We start from the raw sequence: 18,741 nt of genomic DNA on the forward strand, positions 1-18,741 counted from the left end.
CCAGCCTCGCGTCATTCAAACACTTCGCGCTTTACGATGTGCAATACATAGTTATGTCGTTTTCCCCCGAGAGGCTGCTAGCATCGGACTCACTTGCACCCCGAACAGGCGAACATCAGGTAGCCCATGCTCGAGCCCACAGCACCGCCAAGGAAAGCACCGCTGGCCCCGCCGCTGGATACGCGGCATCAGGTCGAAACGCCGGAAGGCATCGACCTGCCGTTGCGCCCGGCCGGGCTGATGGTGCGTGCCGTGGCTTTCGCGATCGATCTGGCTCTGCGCGGTGTGATCATGGGCGTGCTGTTCATCGCCCTGGCGTTTTTCGGCAAGCTCGGCATAGGCCTGGGTTCGTTGCTGCTGTTCGCCATCAGTTGGTGGTACATGGTGTTGTTCGAAGTGCTGCGCCAGGGCCGCTCGCCGGGGAAACAATGGATGGGCCTGCGCGTGGTGCACGACGACGGCACCCCGATTGGCTGGTCGGCCTCCCTGCTGCGCAACCTGCTGCGTTTTGTCGATCTGCTGCCCTTCGGCTACTTCCTCGGCACCCTCAGTTGCCTGCAACACCCGACTTTCAAACGCCTCGGCGACATCGCTGCCGGCACACTGGTGGTCTACAGCGAACGTCCGCTGACCCGTGCGCAACTGCCTGATGCCGAGCCCCGGCGCTCACCTGTCCCCCTGACACTCACCGAACAGCGCGCCGTGCTTGGCTTTGCCGAACGCCAAGGTGAACTATCGCCAGCACGGGTCAATGAACTGGCTTCGCTGCTTGCTCAGCCACTGCATATTTCCGCGCCCAAGGCTGTGACCGAACTTAACGGCATCGCTCGCGGCTTGTTGGGCCCGACATGAAACAAAGCCTTTTCGAAGCGCGTCACAAGGCCGAGTGGGAGCGTTTTGCGCTGGCCCTAGAACGCCTTGAACGCGGCAAGGACACTTCGCAAGTCGCCGGTTTTCCCAAGGCCTATCGGCGCCTCTGCCAACATCTGGCGCTGGCACAGGTACGCGGCTACAGCAGTTTCCTCATTGATTCGTTGCAACAACACGTGCTGCGCGGACATCAACAGCTGTACCGTCATCGCAGCCGTCTAGGCGCCAATCTGCTGAGTTTCATCCTCGCCGACTTTCCCAGGCTGGTACGTGCCGAATGGCCCTTCGTACTGGTCGCCAGCCTGCTGTTTTTTGGCAGCCTGATCGGCGTCGGCATGTTGGTGTATGTGTTTCCCGAACTGGTCTACAACCTGATCCCCGCCGATCAGGTGCGCGAGATGCAAGGCATGTACGACCCGGTCGCCGGCCATCTCGGGCGCCCCGCCGAGCGTGCGGCCAGCGAAGACTGGGTGATGTTCGGTTACTACGTGATGCACAACATCGGCATTGCCTTTCAGACCTTCGCCAGCGGCTTGTTGATGGGCGTGGGCAGCGCGTTCTTTCTGTTCTACAACGGCATGGTCATCGGCGCGGTGGCCGGACACCTGAGCGAGATCGGTTTCGGTCAGACCTTCTGGTCATTCGTCATTGCCCATGGCGCCTTTGAACTCACCGCCATCGCCCTCGCCGGGGCCGCCGGCCTGGAACTCGGCTGGGCCTTGATCGCACCCGCACGGCTGAGCCGCAGCGAAGCGCTGAAGCGGGCGGCGCGCAAAAGCGTGTTGCTGGTCTGCGGCGTGATGTTGTTCCTGTTGATTGCCGCGTTCATCGAAGCCTATTGGTCGTCGAAAACCGGCGTCGCGCCACTGACCAAATATCTGGTCGGCGCCGGGCTTTGGACGTTGGTCGCGTGCTATCTGCTGTTCGCCGGAAGGACACGCCATGCGCCTGAGTGATGCCACCGTGGTGATCCGCCCGCGCACGACCTGGGAAGCCATGGATCTTGGCGTACTGATGTGTCAACAACATCGACGCTTGCTCATGACCAGTTGGGCCATCGTCACTTTGCCGCTGTTCGCTTTGCTCAGCGTGTTGTTTTGGGATTCGCCGTCGCTGGCAGTGTTTATCTTCTGGTGGCTGAAACCGGCGTACGAACGCCTGCCGTTGTACATCCTGTCGAAAGCGCTGTTTGGCGAAACGCCGACACTTAAACAAGCCTTGCGCGAATGGCCGCGCCTGCTCAAACCGCAACTGCTGGCCAGCCTGACCTGGCGCCGTCTGAGTTTCAGCCGCAGCTTTCTGCTGCCGGTGGTGCAACTCGAAGGCCTCGATGGCAGCGCCAGACAACAACGCCTGCACGTGCTCCTGCAACGCAACGCCGGTGCCGCGCAGTGGTTGACCCTCATCGGCGTGCACCTGGAAACCGCGCTGTGGATCGGCCTGATGGTGCTGTTCTACATGCTGCTGCCACAGCAAATCGAAACGGATTGGGACTGGCAGTCGCTGATTCTCGCAGCGGATAACCAGTGGCGTTGGCTCGAACATCTGACCAATGCCTTCTATGCGCTGGTGCTGGTGGTGTGGGAACCGATTTATGTCGCCTGCGGCTTCAGCCTTTATCTGAACCGGCGTACGCAACTGGAAGCGTGGGACATCGAACTGGTGTTCCGCCGCTTGCGCCAACGCCTTAACGCCAGTGTGTTGGGGCTGCTGCTGGCGGTCTGTCTGGTGCTGCCGAGTGTGCCACCGACCTGGGCGGCCGAGCCTGATGACAGTCCGCAGGCACCGCGCTTGTTGAATCAACCGCTGACCAGTCAGGCATCACGGGACAGTATCAAGGCGTTGCTTGAACAACCTCCGTTCAAAAACAAGGAGTCCGTTACCCGCTACCGTTTTGGCGACGACCAGGCGAAACCTGCCACAGCACAAAAACCCGGTGACGCACCGCAGTGGCTGAAAACCCTCTTGAGCTGGCTCGACGGGCAACACTTCAACGTGCTGGCGAAGATTATTGAAGTGTTGTTGTGGGGCGCGATCATTACTGCGTTCGGCTGGCTGATCTGGCGTTATCGCGAATATCTCCAAGCCTTCGTCAGCCGCCGCCCGAGACTGCCTGCCAAACCAAAACGCGCGTTGCCACAGCAGGCCTTTGGCCTGGACCTGAATCGCGACACTTTGCCTGACGACATTGCCGCCAGCGCCGAACACCTCTGGCAAAGCCAACCCCGTGCAGCGTTGGGCCTGCTCTATCGAGGGCTGCTCAGCCATTTGCTCCATGACTTCGATCTGAGCCTGAAACCCGCCGACACCGAACTTCAGGTGCTGGCGCACGTTGAGCAATTGCAGCGCCCGGAACTGCTTGCCTTCAGCCGCAGCCTGACCACCCATTGGCAAAACATGGCCTACGGGCATCGCGTGCCGACTGCACAACTGCAACAGGAATTGTGCGATGGCTGGCGCGCCCTGTTCGGCCCCGGAGCCGCCCGTTGAGTCGCCGGACACTGTGGTGGGTCGGCGCGTCAATCGTGCTGTTGCTCGGCACGTTAAGCGTTTTCCTCTATCTCAAGGCCAAGCCTTATCAGGAAGAAGTCGATCACGGCCCCTCGCCCGCTGCGCAAGCCAATCCTTATCTGGCAGCCGAGCTGTTCTTGCGTGAGCGTGGCCTCAACGTCAGCCATGCCGAAAGCCTTGCGGTGCTCCCCGATATCGATCCGCGCCGGCATACGCTTCTGCTGTTCAACGACCGCTCTCGCATGACTCCGCGTCAGGTCGATCAGATCCTGAACTGGACGCGGGCCGGCGGGCGGCTGGTGTTCGTCGCCGAATCGCTGTGGGACGAGCAGACAAAACAGAGTAACGACCTGTTGCTCGATCGGGTGCAACTGCATCAATCCCTGAGCAAGGATCTGAAAGACTTGCCCGACGACATTGAGCCAGAGCGCTTCCCGAAACTGACCAAGCTCTATCTGGAAGACGAAGACGCACCGGCCTACGCCGGTTTCGACACCGACTTCCACCTCGACGACCCGAAGAATCTTGCGCAAGCCTGGGCCAACAGCGCCAAGGCGACGCACATGATGCAACTGCCCTACAGCCTTGGCACGATCACTGTGGTCACCGACGCAGAGTTGTGGAAGAGCAAAGCCATCAGCCAATACGACAACGCCTGGCTGCTCTGGTATTTGTGCGCCGATACCGACGTCACGTTGATTTACAACACCGGGCACGATGGCCTGCTGACCTTGCTCTGGCGCTACTTTCCGCAAGCCATCGTCGCTTTGCTCGGGTTGATCGGACTGTGGCTCTGGCACGTCGGCGTACGCCACGGCCCACTGCAATTACCCGCCCCGAGTGGACGTCGGCAATTGCACGAACATCTGCGCGCCAGCGCCGATTTCCTGTTGCGCCACAACGGCCAGCAAGCGCTGCTGCAAGCACTGCAACAGGATGTGCTGCGTCGCGCCCGCCGCCGCCATCCCGGCTTTGACCAATTGAACGTTGCCGAACAATGGCTGGCGTTATCGCGCCTGACCCGGCAACCCACCCGCGCTATCAGCCAGGCCCTGAGCCCGGTGCCGGATCGACGCTTGTCCAGCGCCGATTTCTGCCGCCAGGTCGCCCACCTGCAAACCCTGAGGAACACGCTATGACCGAACAGATCGAGCCCGGCAGCGCCAGCCACGCCGCCCAGCAACGCCAGCGTGCCAGCCAGTTGGCGCAGGCAGTACGCGGCGAATTGCAGAAGGCCCTGATCGGCCAGAACCAGGTGATCGATGATGTGCTGACGGCGCTCATCGCCGGCGGTCATGTGCTGCTCGAAGGCGTGCCGGGGCTGGGTAAAACCCTGTTGGTAAGGGCGTTGGCCCGCTGCTTCGGTGGCGAGTTTGCGCGGATTCAATTCACCCCGGATCTGATGCCCAGTGACGTCACCGGCCACGCCGTGTACGACCTGCAAACCGAGCAGTTCAAGCTGCGAAAAGGCCCATTGTTCACCAACCTGTTGCTGGCCGATGAGATCAACCGCGCCCCGGCGAAAACCCAGGCAGCCTTGCTCGAAGCGATGCAGGAGCGCCAGGTCACGCTCGAAGGTCGCGCCCTGCCGATCGCGCAACCGTTCATGGTCCTCGCCACGCAAAACCCGATCGAACAGGAAGGCACCTATCCGCTGCCGGAAGCCGAGCTCGACCGGTTCATGCTCAAAGTGCGCATGGACTACCCCGACGCCGATCAGGAGCTGAACATGGTGCGCCAGGTCTGCCGCTCGACCCGCGCCGACATGCTCGATGTGCAACCGTTGCGCACCGTGTTGCAGGCCAAGGACGTGCAAGCCCTGCAACGCATCGCCAGTGATCTGCCGCTGGACGATCAGGTGCTTGATTACGCCGTGCGCCTGGCGCGCAGCACCCGCACCTGGCCGGGACTGACCCTCGGCGCCGGGCCGCGCGCCTCGATTGCCCTTGTGCGTTGCGCCCGCGCCCGCGCCTTGTTGCGCGGTGGCGAGTTCGTGATTCCCGACGATATCAAGGGCTGTGCGCTGGCCGTGCTGCGCCATCGCGTACGCATCGCCCCGGAGCTGGACATCGAAGGTTTGCAGGTCGATCAGGTGCTCGCGCAATTGCTCGACCAAGTCCCGGCGCCGCGTCTGTGAAACCCTCACGCCTGTTGTTGATCTGGCTGACATTGCTGCTGCTTATCGGCATTGTCCTCGGTACATTGCGCGCACTGGAGATCGAGATCCCGGCGAGCCTGATCTCGATCAACTGGGGCTTGCTGCTGGCGCTGTTGGCCCTGGCGGTACTGGATGCGCTGCGCCTGCAACGCCTGCCAACACCGCGCATCACACGGCAGATGCCCGGCAGTCTGGCGCTTGGCCGCTGGGGTGAGGTGCGTCTGGAAGTCGAACATGACTTCAGCGAGCCGATGCGCATTGAACTGTTCGATCACCCGCCAGAAGGTTTGAGTTTCGAACACCTGCCGCTGTCGATTGAATTGCAACCCGGCCAGCGCAGCCTGCTCGGCTATCGTCTGCGCCCACTCAAGCGTGGTCATTTCAGCTTCGCCCACTGCGAAACAAGTCTGCCCAGCCCCTTGGGTTTGTGGTCAGGCAAACGCCTGCTCGACGTCAGCGACCAGACCCGCGTCTACCCCGACTTCGCCCGGCTTTACGGCGGTGAGTTGCTGGCGGTCGACAACTGGCTCAGCCAGCTCGGCGTACGTCAGCGGCAACGGCGCGGTCAGGGCCTGGAATTTCACCAACTGCGCGAATTCCGTGAAGGCGACAGTCTGCGTCAGATCGACTGGAAAGCCACCGCGCGCCAACGCACGCCGATTGCCCGTGAGTATCAGGACGAGCGCGACCAGCAAATCATCTTCCTGCTCGACTGCGGCCGACGCATGCGCAGCCAGGACGATGAACTGTCGCACTTCGACCACGCGCTCAATGCCTGCCTGCTGCTCAGTTACGTGGCCCTGCGTCAGGGCGATGCAGTGGGTTTGAGTACCTTCGCCAGTGAACAGCCACGCCATCTCGCGCCGGTCAAAGGCACCGGGCAACTGAACGTGCTGCTCAACACGGTTTATGACCTCGACAGCACGCAGCGCCCTGCCGATTATCAGGCCGCCGCCAATCAACTGCTGAGTCGCCAGAAGCGTCGGGCACTAGTGGTACTGGTGACCAACCTGCGCGATGAGGATGACGATGGACTGCTGAGCGCGGTCAAACGCCTGAGCGCACAACACCGGGTGCTGGTGGCCAGTCTGCGCGAAGAGACGCTGGATACGTTACGCCAGACACCGGTGCAGACCCTGCCGGAGGCGCTGGCCTACTGCGGGACAGTGAATTACCTGAATGAGCGGGCAGAACTCCATGAGCGGTTGAGCGCTCATGGCGTTCCGGTGGTGGATGTCCGGCCTGCGGAGCTGGGGGCCGAACTGGTGACGCAGTATCTGAGCTGGAAAAGAAGTGCGGCGCTTTGATCAAGTCACCACCTCGACCTGTACGCTGCCAGTGTCCGAAGAACCGTCAGGATTTTCGACCTTGACCGTCAGGGACATGACTTGCGGCACCTGCACAGGCCTGCCAATGCTGGTGTATTTCCCCTCTCTGTCGGTAAGCCCCTCGATAAAGGGCGCATTGTTGCGTGACACCAGAATTTTTCTGAATGGCATGGGTTTTCGCGATTGCTTGTCGACGATCTGCGCGGTCATCGTCACCAACTGATTGACCGGAACCGGATTGGGTGTAGCGACAACCGACTCGACGGCCGCAAAACGTGACTCGACGATATCGAGGATCAACGCCCTGACGTCCCATCCCGCTATCCCTCCCCTCACCGATGCCAATAGTGAATCCTTTTCTGGTTCGCCAAGGACGAAATGCACCTTCGTCTTGCCCTCGGCATCCGTCAGCGTTGCCGGTAACGATGTGTTGTCGTATTCCCACATCACTTCGACATTGGCCAGAGGCTCCCCGGTGTCAGCTGAAACAACCAAGGCCTGCGCTGTCATCTCTTGTCCTGGATGTCCGGTCAAATCATCGCTGACCAGTTCTTTGATTTCCCGAGGCTCATGGAGAAAAAACGGCAACGAAATCGACTCCGAATACTGCGCATCCCCCACGGTCACCGTCAGTTGCGCCGCTCCGGGATTCTTGGGCACAAAGCGGATCCGCGCCTCGCCGTAGAAGTTGGTGGTCGTCGTTACCTCGCCAAGATCCGGACTGCGCCAGACAACATTCATCCCCACCATCGGCCTGCCGCTGATGGCCGAGACGATAGTGATCGTCTCCGACAACGCCTCGCCCCAAAGCAAGGTCTGACTGCCCCGCGGACGCTCGGCGATCTTCACCACTTGGGCGCCTTCGCCCACCGACATTGCATTGACAGGTGACCATCGAGCCAGCTTGTCGCAGGCCAGAAACAAACCGAAACTGCCGTTACGCTTGTCATCGACCGAGAATGAATCGGTGAATCCTGCCTCGCTGCTGAAAACCCTTGGCAGACCGAGTACTGGCTGAGCAAAGCGAATGCCCAGAGCCTCGGGACCGGCACCCACCATGCCCAGTGTCAATTCGCGACCTGACAAGAACGTATCCCCCGGAGCGGTCATATTGATTCGGTGGGTCAGTTTGCGACGCGGAAAACAAGTGTTCTGGCCGAATGGCTGTGCAGGCCCGTTGTCCATACTGAACTGCAATCGAGCCCACGGATCGTCGGCCAGCGAACAGACCTCCATCGAACGAGCATCTGTAACATTGTCATACGGACTGGTGACAGCCACCTCAACCGTTGCCAATCCGCCTGTGGTTGCCCCATACGCAAAGGCTGCCCAGCCATCGTCAGCAGTCACCTGTTCTTCAGTGTGGCCATCAACCGTCCACCATGTCGGCACTTGAACCATGGCATCTTGCGAGAAGTCTGAACGCACCTTCACCCACATCCATGCCGGTTCCTGACCCACGACCGGGTACACCGCGGATTCACGCACGGTTTCAATGCTGAGTTTGTTATGACCCAAGTGCAGCGTGGTTGAATCGGTTTTGCCCCAAAGCCCCAAAATAAAATTAATTCTAAAACTCCCGGCAACCCGACTCGCCGAGCAATCCAGTGTCCAGGTCATGCCACTTTCATCAATAACATTGTCGCTACGTAAAGGAGGGTTCAGGACGATGCCCAATTCTGCTGCTGGAGTTCCGTTCCATTGCAAATCCATCGCAAGACCCACCAGGGCACTCAGCGCATGGGTTCTGAAAATATACCGGTGTACGGCGCCCAGGCAGGGATACAGCGACTGACCTCGTTCGGGGCTCATTTGATCCAGAACAAGCGTGAACTCATCGTGAATATCCGGCGAAAACAAGCGACCGAGTAACTCTCGATCTTCCAGTGAATCGGTCAACAATCGCAGTCCGAACATACTGCTGCGGCTCGTTGCGAACTCGGAACTCAGGGTCCAGATCAGCGGTTCATCTTCCAGCAATACCCTGGGCTCGCCGAGGTGACTGACCTCCAGCCCGATCTCAGGATCGTCAACGCCCCATGCCAAGGTGATTTTTTGGCCAATCAGAGGACTGCGGGCAAGGGCAGTAACCTCCAGGGAGTGGGTTCGACCTCGTGTGCAGGCAACACCTGAATCTCTGTCGATCAGGCCGCGATCAAACGTAATGCCGAGCTTGTCTTTCCACGAGCTACTGGCAATTGCGGTCACGGTAAATTCGCACTGATGCGGCTCAGCAGACTCATGGGCCCGGACCGTGGCGGCGATCGCATGAATCCCGGGCTCTCTGGTGTAAAACTTCAGGCTCCCCCAACCACCGCTTCCCGTTTGGCTGCACACAATGCCATTGGCGGTTAGCCACTCGATCTTCGCACCGATCACCGGTTCGCCGTCGCCCTGATCGGTGACATGAACCACCTGCAATCGCAGGTACGCACTTTCGTACTCTTCCACCACCGGACTATTTTCCGCCTGGCGTACCTCTTTGATCCTGATCCTGTTGCGCGCCAGCGACATGCATTTCCTGGGCGACGGCAACAACAGCTTCGAGCAGACCAGTGACAATTCGAACATCCCGTCACGCTGGTCTTCACAAGTCAGGCTCCAGGAGGCGGTGCCGCCCTCGTCGACCGGCATAGGCACTGCCGTTTCCAGAGGCGGACTGACAACGACACCCAGTTGCTCATGCCTGTCACCGTGCCAGTACAGATAGAAGTCACTGCCGCGCAGACGACTGTCTGCGGCCAGCATTACGTCAATGGAATGTGTAGAACCTCGGTTTGGATAACTGTTATCAATCCAGTATCTGGTCTCGTTGTTTTCAACGACAGTCAACTGTGCCCACGGATCCTCGCCCAGTACCAGCACGTCAAACGTCTGAGTCCACACACCCTGCTCGTAATAAAGACTGACCACAGAGGCTTCAATAATGAAGTCCCCTGCTGCCTTCGCCTCATAATCGAAGTAGGCCCAACCTTGTTCATCAGTAACGGCAGCCGCCAAAACCCCTTGCCCGGCGGTCGACCAGTTCACCGTAAGCCCGGCAAATGGCTGGCCGGTGTAGTACGACGCAACCTGCACACCCAGGCGAACAGTTTGCTCAATCAACGGGTAGTAAGCGGCCTCGACCACCTCACGAAAAATCAGTCGGTGATGCCCTAGCGATACAGGGATCTCGTAGGCCTGCGCGGTGTAACGGTTGCGCAAACTCAGGGTGAATTCATAGTCCTGATCATCGATCAACGGGCAATCGAGCGTCCATGGCAGGTCCAGCGATTGCTGGGTGTCCCAAGCAGGTTTCGCGACAATCGCGCCCTGCGGGTTATTGTCGATGCTCAATGCAACCGGGGTGCCGTCCCAAGGGTTATCTGACACAGGTACAAAACTGAGTATGTGGGGCGAGATCAATCCGCCGCCGCCGAAATCACTGCCACTGTTTGCTCCCTGGCACAGATACATTTTGCGCGAGGGCAGAAACGACATGCCATCGAGTTGTATTTCCTGTAATTCAAGCGGCGCAAGTTTCAATTCGAGCTTGATGCGGGTAACCCAGAGTTCGCCATTAGGATTGGGGGACTCATTCGAGCTGAATAATTCAATGCGCAACGGCTCTGATTCTGAAATAGCCGATGTCAGTTCCACTTCATGCAGGGTCGGACTGAATCGCCTCGCAGGCTCTGAGCCGAGACGATCCAGACGGTCTTCATGATCACGGTTGCTGGCGGGTTTTAGCTCGATGAAGTGGTGCTCGGTTTCTCCCTGGGAAATCCTCACCCAGCCTGATTGGTTGAAACTGCTTTCCCAGAGAAAACTCAGCCAATAAGTGCCATTGCCATCGAGGTCCTTGGGAAGTGTAACGTCCTGACTGATACCCGCACCCTTCGGCGCTTTGATGTGTTTGACAGGCATGTTGTCGTAATACGCAGTACCTATGAGAACCCTCCCCGTCCTTGTCCAGAATTCGAATGCTTCTTCGAACTCGCCATTGCACACAAGATTCTCGTTTGCCTGAACGACAGGATCATTCATGACTGCGCACTCCCTTGCCCTTGCCAGCCTGTCTCTCTCCCGTTGCCTTGACCAACTCCTTCACCGAATCGGTAAACGACTGATCTCCGCTCTTGCACGTATAGCGAATGCGCAGAATGCAATCGTTCATCGAGCGCAACATGGCCTCCTGCTGCAGCTCTTTATGCCAAGGCCATTTCAGCTCCCAGGCGGACACCACACCGGTGTTTTCAAACGGATTGAGCAAACCTTCATCCGGCTTTACCGCCGCCATGCCATTGTCGGCAATACCTACCGACAGGGCGATCTGCTGACCGGGGCGCACGTTGAACAGCACATCGTTCGGGGCCACCTCCTCAGGAACGGGATTGTGCAAGTACTGCACTGACTGCACCGAAGCCCGGCTCGCGGTCAAGCTGCCGACCTGTAGCAACGTCGCGTGCACGTCCTCGAAAGGTCCCGTCAGTATCGGCAAATCGACTTCCACCGAACTGATCTGCCGGCAGTAATGCCCCGGATAATCCCGATCGAACAGCAATTGCGTCAGTCTGAACTCCAGCGAGCCGGTGGTCTGCAGTTGCGCCAGCGCCGCCTCCCAATTACCGATGCCGACCTGAGGGTCTGTTGCATCGTTGAACAGGCGACGCAAAGAGATGGTTTTTACCAGCTCCAGCCGCCGCTCGGTGCGCTGCAGGTATTCATGCTCCATACGCAGCAGATGTGCACGCAGATGCTCGCCGGCGGTCAAACCGTGGCGCTGATCCAGCCACACCTGAGGCAACGGAATATGTGAATCGTAATCGCCGGTTTCGGCACTCATCGCCGTTTGTGCGCTGAGACACAGACTGACCACCGCGTCATAAGCCTGATAGTGCAAGGCCTTGAGTTGGCCCAGCATCCAGCCGAACAATTCGGCATTGGTCGCGCGTTTTTTCAGATAGTTGTACATCGTCAACGCCTGAGCATTAGCTCGCAGCGTTTGCGCGAAGTTGGTTCTGGCCGCATCAATCGCGTAGCTTTGCGCGACGATTTGCGCATCGATAGCAGCGACTTCTGCCAACGCCTGATCGCGTTGCAGCCCCCAATCATTGCGGCGGCGGCGATAGCCTTCGGTGGTGGCTTGCTTGTCGGCATCGATCTGCAACATCGACGAAGCGATTTCCAGGCCAAAGCAGATGGCATCGGTGACTTTGTCGACACGAAACCCACCGTTCGCCATACCGAAGATATTAGGCGCAGCCGCCACGGCCGCGCCTACCGGTTTGAGGATTTTGGCGGTCAGCGCCAGCTCCTTGGACTGGTCCAGGTTTGCCATGACCTGATATTCGACGGCCGACACGTTTTCGTCATAGCGGGCTGCGTAAGCATCCGCTCGTTCCCGAGCCACGGCCCGGCTCTGCTCAAGTGCCGTCAAACTCGCTTCCAACTGGGCGATGGATTGCTCCTGCACGGTTTTGGCATAGCTGCCCAACTCCACCAGATGGTTTTGCTGCAACTCCTCCTGCTCGGCACGATCACGCCGCTCAAGCAGGTTGAGCACCTGGCTGCCGTAATCCTGCAAGCTCTGCACGGCGCGCAAGGCAACTTCGAAGATCACGCGCCAGCGAAACGCGATCACCACCAGCCGTCCGCCCATCGGCCTTGCGCCACCGACACCACCCGCCGCCAGCGCGCGCAGCAACTGATTCGGGTCAGTCGGTGGGTTGAACAGCGGCAGGAGCATGGGCTTGCCATCAATGGTCAGATTATTGCGCAAGTTGTTCATGCGGTACTGCGGCTCGTTGAACCGAGCGAGCAATTGCTCATTGATGGGCGCCCTGAACGGCGGACACCCCAACATGCCCAGCATCGGAGCCGAATCGGAACCGGCCGCAACATCCGCCAGGCTGAAACTCAGTGTCTGCTCGAAAGTTTCCAGTGCCGGGCGCGTGCAACTCTGTGCCAGAAGATTCTCCAGTGTTGCGCTCTGCCACAGGTTCACCGTTTGAGTCAGCGGCGGTTTGCCCATCAATGATCCCGCTTGCACATAGCACAACTTCGCTGCCACCAGACTCTCACGGGTCAATTGACGGTAGTGCCAGTCCCCCCAGGTCATGAGGTTCTTCACATACTCGATGAACATCAGCATTCTCAAATGCACAGGCGCTGAATATCCGATTGCATCCGGGTCGGCGGGCGCCACGGCTTCACAGCCGGCATTGCCCAGATCGTTGATCAACGGTCTGCAGCGCCAGTAATCCGGTTTCTCGGGGACCGAGCTGCTGTCGGCAGTAGCCCGGGGATCGAAGACGAAATGCAACCACGTCTGCGCTTCGGCAAACCGCTCTTCATCACGCAAGCGTGTCGCGATCAAATGCGGCAAATGGAAAAACAGCTCCCAGAAAAACAGACCGTTGGCACCGTCGAAAGCGCCATTGCGTTCCTCGAAATCAACATTGGTAGGCGGCGGCTCTGACAGATGCTGGGAGTCCCAGTTAATCAGCGTCGCTGGAGAGACAGTGGAGCGTGTGACCAACTCGGGACCGAACAGCGAATTGAGCCGAACGTATCGCAGTGCCCAAGCAGCGCCAAGCTGAAAGTCGAGGAACTGGGCGGCATCCGTGGTGTTTTTCAGCAGCGTTGGCGCAAGGAAATCAGAGAGATCGACAATCGTCAGGTCAAACTGTTTACCGCCAAAGCCTTCAGTATCATTCCTTAAAGTGAACTTGACGTTGTTCCAGGCCCCCTTTGGTCGAGTGAAAGTAGCCAGAAATTTCATTGTCCAACCGCCGGCTGTAGACATCGCACGCTTCACCGGCGCCGGGTCACTACCGGCGGAATTCTCCAACTGCAAGGTGAAGTTTGTATTCTTCTCTGACAAATCTGTGGGCCTGCAAAAGCCCTCAACCGTGAGCACGTCGTTGTCACCCACTCGCATGGCGAAGACGTTCAGGCCCAGAAAAGCTGCCATGGAGCCTGACGGTGACTCACTTGGGACCACCCTGACCTCAAGGCCCAAGGGGTGCTGAACCGTCAAGGCAGAAACAAATCGATCTTTCTTGGCCAGCTCCAGCCAGTTACCCGTGTCTTCGACAACGGGGCGCATCAGCACATCGATGATCGCTTTCTCGTTCAAGGTGCCGGCGTTATTGACCAGCAATACCCCGAGCTTGCCTTTGGGATTCTGGGAATCAACCCATACGGTTGCAATCAGCCTGGCACCTGCAGAGAGATCCTCATCGAACTCGCCATGGCGTAAATTCAAAGGCGCCGACCACTGGCCGTTCTGCCTTATGAAGGCCACATTGATATCCAGTTGATGGGGCACGAATCGGGATCTGTCGTCCTTGGCGGGATTCTCGGGGTCGACCTTGATGATCTCGCCGACCTTGTCCCGCCACTCAGCCCAGACCAGACACAGCCGGCCATTCCAGACCACCGGACGCATGTCCAGCACCCGCCCTGCGGGTTGAATGTCCACCGCTGTCCATTCACGCCACGCCGCCGGGTTGACGGCAACACACGTGGGAGTGATCTCGATTTGTGCCTTGCGCCAGAAGTACTGGAACGGCGGCAGCCGCTGACGCCCGACAAAGTAATAATCGGCACGCTCCGGGGTCGTGCCGTCCATGTAGCCACTGACAACATCCAGATCGCAGATCTGTTCAAAGGCTTGCAAGTAATCCTGCAGCGCGGCTTGAACCGAATCGGTGCTCAGACGGGCCTGGTTGAGATTGTTTTCAAGGGTCTTGAACAGATCCGTCTTGCGCTGACGCACGAACGGATTGATGTAGTTTTCCGGGTAGAGCGCGATCATCTGCACCGCGGCCCAGTCCGAGTAGTTGTTGTACAGCGTCCAGTTTTCCAGCTCCCCGGGGGGGAACTCGTGGTTTTCGAAACCGGGCTCCATTTTGTTGTACACCGCACTGATGTATTGCTGCGCACAACTGATCGCTTCGGCCACCGCCGACGTCTGCACCCGAGCACTGTCCAGCGGGTCAATGCGCAGCAGTTCGAAAACGTCCTCCGGGGTCAACAAAGGCGGATAGCGCTCCGACCTGACTTGCCCGATGCAATACTCAAGCAACGCCGTACGACGTTTTTCCTGCAACAGGCCAATGTTGTTCGAGGTCATGATCCTTGCTCCGTGGAAGAGGTTCCCGCGTCACTGTCAGGAGGCGGTGCCGCTTGTTCATGCGAGTGCTTGCGGCCTTGCGTCATCCCAAACTTGATGGGTTCGAAATGAATCCCCTGCCCGCTTGCCAGGCTGCGTATACCGACTGTGAATTCGCCACTGAAAGCGCTGGAGACATGAACCCTGGTTACACCGTGCTGATTGGTGAAACCCTGTGCCGGGCGGATCGTTGGTCTTTCTTCGGGATCTGTTTCTCCCTCCCAGGCCCAGTCCACCAGCATGTTGGCCCCAAGGTTTCCATGCGAGTCCATCATCGTGGCGTAGAGTTCGATTTCCTGTCCGAGAGGTACGACCTCCGTTGGCACCGGAGACATTAATCCGGTAGGGAAATGCATGCTGTTGGCCTCGGCGATGACGTCGATGTTCACCGCCCACTCAGGCTCAAGCAGGCTCATGGAAAAATAGAGGTTATCCGTGCCCAGGATCTCGCCCGGAGAATATTCAGCCGTGAGGACGCCCGCGGTATTTGTCACCTGCGCAGAGACCGTCCCAAACTCGGATTGCCAGTCAACGGAAACACCTTTCAACGGTGCGCCCTGGGCGTCAGTGAGCGTCAACGTGATGATCGCTTTCTCGTCTGGTTTACGAGCGATGATCTCAGTAGGGGTTGCGCTACAAGTCATCCTGACCAACTGTTTCAGTTCGCCCGGCATTTGCACGACCGGCATGCGCGTTTGGGTTTCACTGAGCAAGGCCAGCTCAGCCGCCTGGGCATAGGCCTCCTTATCGTCGGTTGTCTCCGGCAAAGTGCCGATCCGCAAGATGGTCCGCGCATCCATACCGGTCTGCATCGACAACTGGTACACGCGCATCAACAGGTCCAGTTGATCCAGTGTTTTCAGCACTTGGGTCTGGGGATCGATATGGCGAACACATTCACTGACTTCCTGCGCACTCCAGGCAAAGAACTCGGCCAGCTTGATAGCCGCAGCCTGCTGCACTATGCGCAATGCATCGGCGCTGGGCTTAAAGGGTAATGAATTGACCTGACGCAGATAATCCAGCAATTTCTGATCCGCCTGCTCGCTCAGGCCAAAAGCGCGGGTCAGCGTTGTCAGCGCGTAAAGTGTGCGCACCGAGAACACATATTTCTGACTGGAGTCGATTTTTCCAGGACGGCCAGGCCAGGATTCGTATCCATAATCCAGGTAATCCCGGAGCAGTGCCGTACTCAAGCCCAGCGTCGAAACAACTTCAGCGCGCTGACGCACAACGGCCAGCAGCTCGAGTAACGGGTCTGAAGGTTCGCCACGCAAACGCTCCGTCGCTGGCGATTCGAGGGCGGTGCGGTCATACACCTGGCGCAACAGTTGATAGACCGACGCTTCGACCCAATTCAGCACCAGGATGGCCGACTCGCCATCGATGCCGGTATAGACCGCCAGCGACTCCCTGACCAGCGACACCTGAGCGTCTCTGGTCTGCAGAAGAATGGTGAGCATGCTCTCGGTCAAGGCACTGACCTGGGCCTCTTCTATGTCCAGGCCGTTCCTGACCGCCCATTCGAGTTTCTCGCGAGCGGTGATCAAATATTGTTCTGGCGTGCCGACAGGGGCCAGTACCAGGCCATTGACGTCGACAACCGGGGCTAGCCCCTCACTGTCAATCGAGAGCAAATCCAGCCAGTCATTTTCTCCCGCTGGCGGAATACCGGCCATGAGAAAAGAGTTGTTGGACAACAACGCGCTGGGCAGGAGATTGCCGATCTTGTCGAAGAACTGCTGGTCCTGCTGGGAGAACTCGCTGAGGCGCTGGGGTGCGCTAACGTGCTGCAACATCCACAGCACCGATATGTTGCTTTGCTCACACCATTGCACACAGGCCTGCATGGCCTCGATCAGGCTCAGCACACCCGGACCGCCAGCCGTGGCCTCAATGCGGCTGTCATCATCCACCGCGCTGACAATACGTGGCTTGCCCGCGAGCCCGTTGAGCCAGGCTTCGCCCCCAAGCACTCTCAACATCAGCACGCCTTCGACTGGCGTGATATTCAACAGCCGAGCCAGTTTTACCAAACGGTAAAAACTGGAAATGACCACCGAACTGCGCTCCAGCGTATCGCTGAAACCATGAGCCTGGGCTATCGCCTGCGCCAGATAGTGGTAAGTCTGAAGATCAATCCCCAGACCATTGCACAACTGGCTGATCGTCAGATTGTCTTGATCCGATGTCGGTATCAGCGCAAACGGTTTGCCGTCGAGCTTCAGTGGCTGGCGGTAGTTGTCCTGATTGTTGAAGACCTGATCGAACTGCGACAGCGCATCGCCGCGACCGTAGAGTGATAACTCATCGAGAAACACGGCGAAATCGGCAGCCGTGCAGTTGTACCGTTCACGCAGTCGCTGAAACAGACCCAGGGCATGGATCACGTTCAACGAAATCGCCCACACCTCCGGCTTTTCAGCGCCACGTGCTTCGGCCCTGATCGCCGCCGCCAACAGGGCGTCAGTCTGCTCGCTGGGTAGATTCAGCCATTTGTCCAGGCGTAACTTGCGGTTCAATCGGTCAAATGTATTCAAACCTTTCAGGGTTTGGGGACTAACGATTATCCGATGGAAATTACTCCCTGACTGGGAAGTGATGCCGATAGCAGGATGGCTGTTCCCATTGATGTAAACCGAGCCAGACCGACCGCCTTCCGGGACATCGGGCTCTTCAGGGTATTCGACATTGTCCGTACGCCGCGGCGCATAGTCTCCAACCGAAAAAAGACTTGTAACCTCCTCGGCGACAAGATTCGTACGTTGAGCCAGATAAAAAATCTGATTGAGATTCAAGTACTCCAAGTCTTCGGTGCCAAAATTTTCCCGATAGAACTGATACATATCTTCGGAGTTTTTGTACTCCTCAGTCAGCAACCGTTGCTGGTAAGGGCCCAGCCGAGAGGCATGAGCCAGGGCGGCAGCGGCAAGCGTCGTCAGGGCTCCGGAGTGCAAGAAGTAGGGAAACTTCACGTCAACGATGTTGGAAAAATCCCCCACCGATCGACCATTGAAACCGGCAACCCCATCGACCGTGACCCAATGCTGGTAATACGGCAGACCGTTGGGATAACGTGCTTCGACCATTGCATCCTCATATGAACCCTTCTTGTCCGCGGTGATAAAAGCATCCAGCACGCGGACAATGACGTCGACCGACGACTCCGGCGCATTGACCGTTTTGCTGTCGACCTGCAACTCCATCAAATCCGTGCGGCGCTCATGCAGCGGCAGCCTGGTGTCGTCAGCAACCGGCTCGATCAAGTCGCGAATCAAGCGATACAGAAAGACAAGATAGGCCGCGGGCCCGTACATGGACTCCAAAGAACCCGGAGGGCATTTGGCTCCGAATTGCAGATCGAACATTCGCTCCAGTTGCGGTCCCGCTACGAGTGACATCAACCCGCTGGACGGCCCTCTCGGCCCGATTTTGTCCCGATGCACGTCTTGCTCGATATACCGACGCCGCACATAGGTCCCCAGGCTGTTAGCCCGGCGCAAAAAACGCCGAGCCTCTTCCTCCTCGAGTTCGTACTCGGCGACCAGCAACGGAATACCCCTTTCGACCAGAGGAAAAATCGATCCCCCCTCCACTATGTAGTTCCAGAGCTTCCAAAGCCGGTTTTGCCTGGTGGGCGCTTGCTCACCAAATAGCTGAAGGAACAACTGCGCGGCGGGGCGGAGTGAATCAGCCATGGTCACATTCCTCGAGTC

Annotated in this window: 9 protein-coding genes; 6 read left to right on the forward strand and 3 right to left on the reverse strand. The window is 58.5% G+C overall.

Going from position 1 to position 18,741, the window contains the following annotated elements; genetic code table 11:
• The first annotated feature begins 126 nt into the window (after positions 1-126).
• Genes RMV17_RS23055 through RMV17_RS23080 form a run of 6 tightly spaced genes read left to right on the forward strand, consistent with a single transcriptional unit; the run spans position 127 to position 6,846 of the window.
• A complete protein-coding gene (locus RMV17_RS23055) occupies positions 127-852 on the forward strand; it encodes an RDD family protein (protein WP_311882767.1) in 726 nt (241 codons plus the stop codon).
• On the forward strand, positions 849-1,826 hold the full coding sequence (locus RMV17_RS23060; protein WP_311882769.1) for a stage II sporulation protein M: 978 nt from the start codon (positions 849-851) through the stop codon (positions 1,824-1,826). Before RMV17_RS23055 ends, RMV17_RS23060 begins: the two co-directional genes overlap by 4 nt.
• The gene (locus tag RMV17_RS23065; protein ID WP_311882771.1) at positions 1,813-3,360 is read left to right on the forward strand and encodes a DUF4129 domain-containing protein; all 1,548 of its coding nucleotides are present in this window, start codon (positions 1,813-1,815) and stop codon (positions 3,358-3,360) included. The genes RMV17_RS23060 and RMV17_RS23065 overlap by 14 nt, the downstream gene beginning before the upstream one ends.
• Positions 3,357-4,520 (forward strand): DUF4350 domain-containing protein, encoded by a 1,164-nt coding sequence (locus RMV17_RS23070; RefSeq protein ID WP_311882773.1) that lies wholly within the window; start codon positions 3,357-3,359, stop codon positions 4,518-4,520. Before RMV17_RS23065 ends, RMV17_RS23070 begins: the two co-directional genes overlap by 4 nt.
• The gene (locus RMV17_RS23075; protein ID WP_034153443.1) at positions 4,517-5,518 is read left to right on the forward strand and encodes a MoxR family ATPase; all 1,002 of its coding nucleotides are present in this window, start codon (positions 4,517-4,519) and stop codon (positions 5,516-5,518) included. The genes RMV17_RS23070 and RMV17_RS23075 overlap by 4 nt, the downstream gene beginning before the upstream one ends.
• Positions 5,515-6,846 carry a DUF58 domain-containing protein gene (locus RMV17_RS23080; protein ID WP_311882776.1) on the forward strand — a complete coding sequence of 444 codons (1,332 nt, stop codon included), beginning with the start codon at positions 5,515-5,517 and terminating at the stop codon, positions 6,844-6,846. The genes RMV17_RS23075 and RMV17_RS23080 overlap by 4 nt, the downstream gene beginning before the upstream one ends.
• On the opposite strand, the gene RMV17_RS23085 is transcribed toward RMV17_RS23080, so the two are convergent.
• The 3 genes from RMV17_RS23085 to RMV17_RS23095 are packed head-to-tail and all read right to left on the reverse strand — an operon-like array spanning position 6,847 to position 18,723.
• Positions 6,847-10,893 (reverse strand): Ig-like domain-containing protein, encoded by a 4,047-nt coding sequence (locus RMV17_RS23085; protein WP_311882778.1) that lies wholly within the window; start codon positions 10,891-10,893, stop codon positions 6,847-6,849.
• A complete protein-coding gene (locus RMV17_RS23090; protein WP_311882780.1) occupies positions 10,886-14,986 on the reverse strand; it encodes a neuraminidase-like domain-containing protein in 4,101 nt (1,366 codons plus the stop codon). Before RMV17_RS23090 ends, RMV17_RS23085 begins: the two co-directional genes overlap by 8 nt.
• Positions 14,983-18,723: a Tc toxin subunit A gene (locus tag RMV17_RS23095; RefSeq protein WP_311882782.1), complete on the reverse strand. Its 3,741-nt coding sequence runs from the start codon at positions 18,721-18,723 to the stop codon at positions 14,983-14,985. The genes RMV17_RS23090 and RMV17_RS23095 overlap by 4 nt, the downstream gene beginning before the upstream one ends.
• Between the last annotated feature and the right edge of the window lie 18 nt (positions 18,724-18,741).

The sequence above is a fragment of the Pseudomonas sp. VD-NE ins genome, from assembly GCF_031882575.1.
Taxonomy (GTDB): domain Bacteria; phylum Pseudomonadota; class Gammaproteobacteria; order Pseudomonadales; family Pseudomonadaceae; genus Aquipseudomonas; species Aquipseudomonas fluorescens_BZ.

What these genes read in the sequence shown, in the direction of transcription:
- RMV17_RS23060 (WP_311882769.1), top strand. Translation starts at nt 849, where the DNA reads ATGAAACAAAGCCTTTTCGAAGCGCGTCACAAGGCCGAGTGGGAGCGT.
- RMV17_RS23095 (WP_311882782.1), bottom strand. Translation starts at nt 18,723, where the DNA reads ATGGCTGATTCACTCCGCCCCGCCGCGCAGTTGTTCCTTCAGCTATTT.
- RMV17_RS23055 (WP_311882767.1), top strand. Translation starts at nt 127, where the DNA reads ATGCTCGAGCCCACAGCACCGCCAAGGAAAGCACCGCTGGCCCCGCCG.
- RMV17_RS23075 (WP_034153443.1), top strand. Translation starts at nt 4,517, where the DNA reads ATGACCGAACAGATCGAGCCCGGCAGCGCCAGCCACGCCGCCCAGCAA.
- RMV17_RS23085 (WP_311882778.1), bottom strand. Translation starts at nt 10,893, where the DNA reads ATGAATGATCCTGTCGTTCAGGCAAACGAGAATCTTGTGTGCAATGGC.
- RMV17_RS23090 (WP_311882780.1), bottom strand. Translation starts at nt 14,986, where the DNA reads ATGACCTCGAACAACATTGGCCTGTTGCAGGAAAAACGTCGTACGGCG.
- RMV17_RS23065 (WP_311882771.1), top strand. Translation starts at nt 1,813, where the DNA reads ATGCGCCTGAGTGATGCCACCGTGGTGATCCGCCCGCGCACGACCTGG.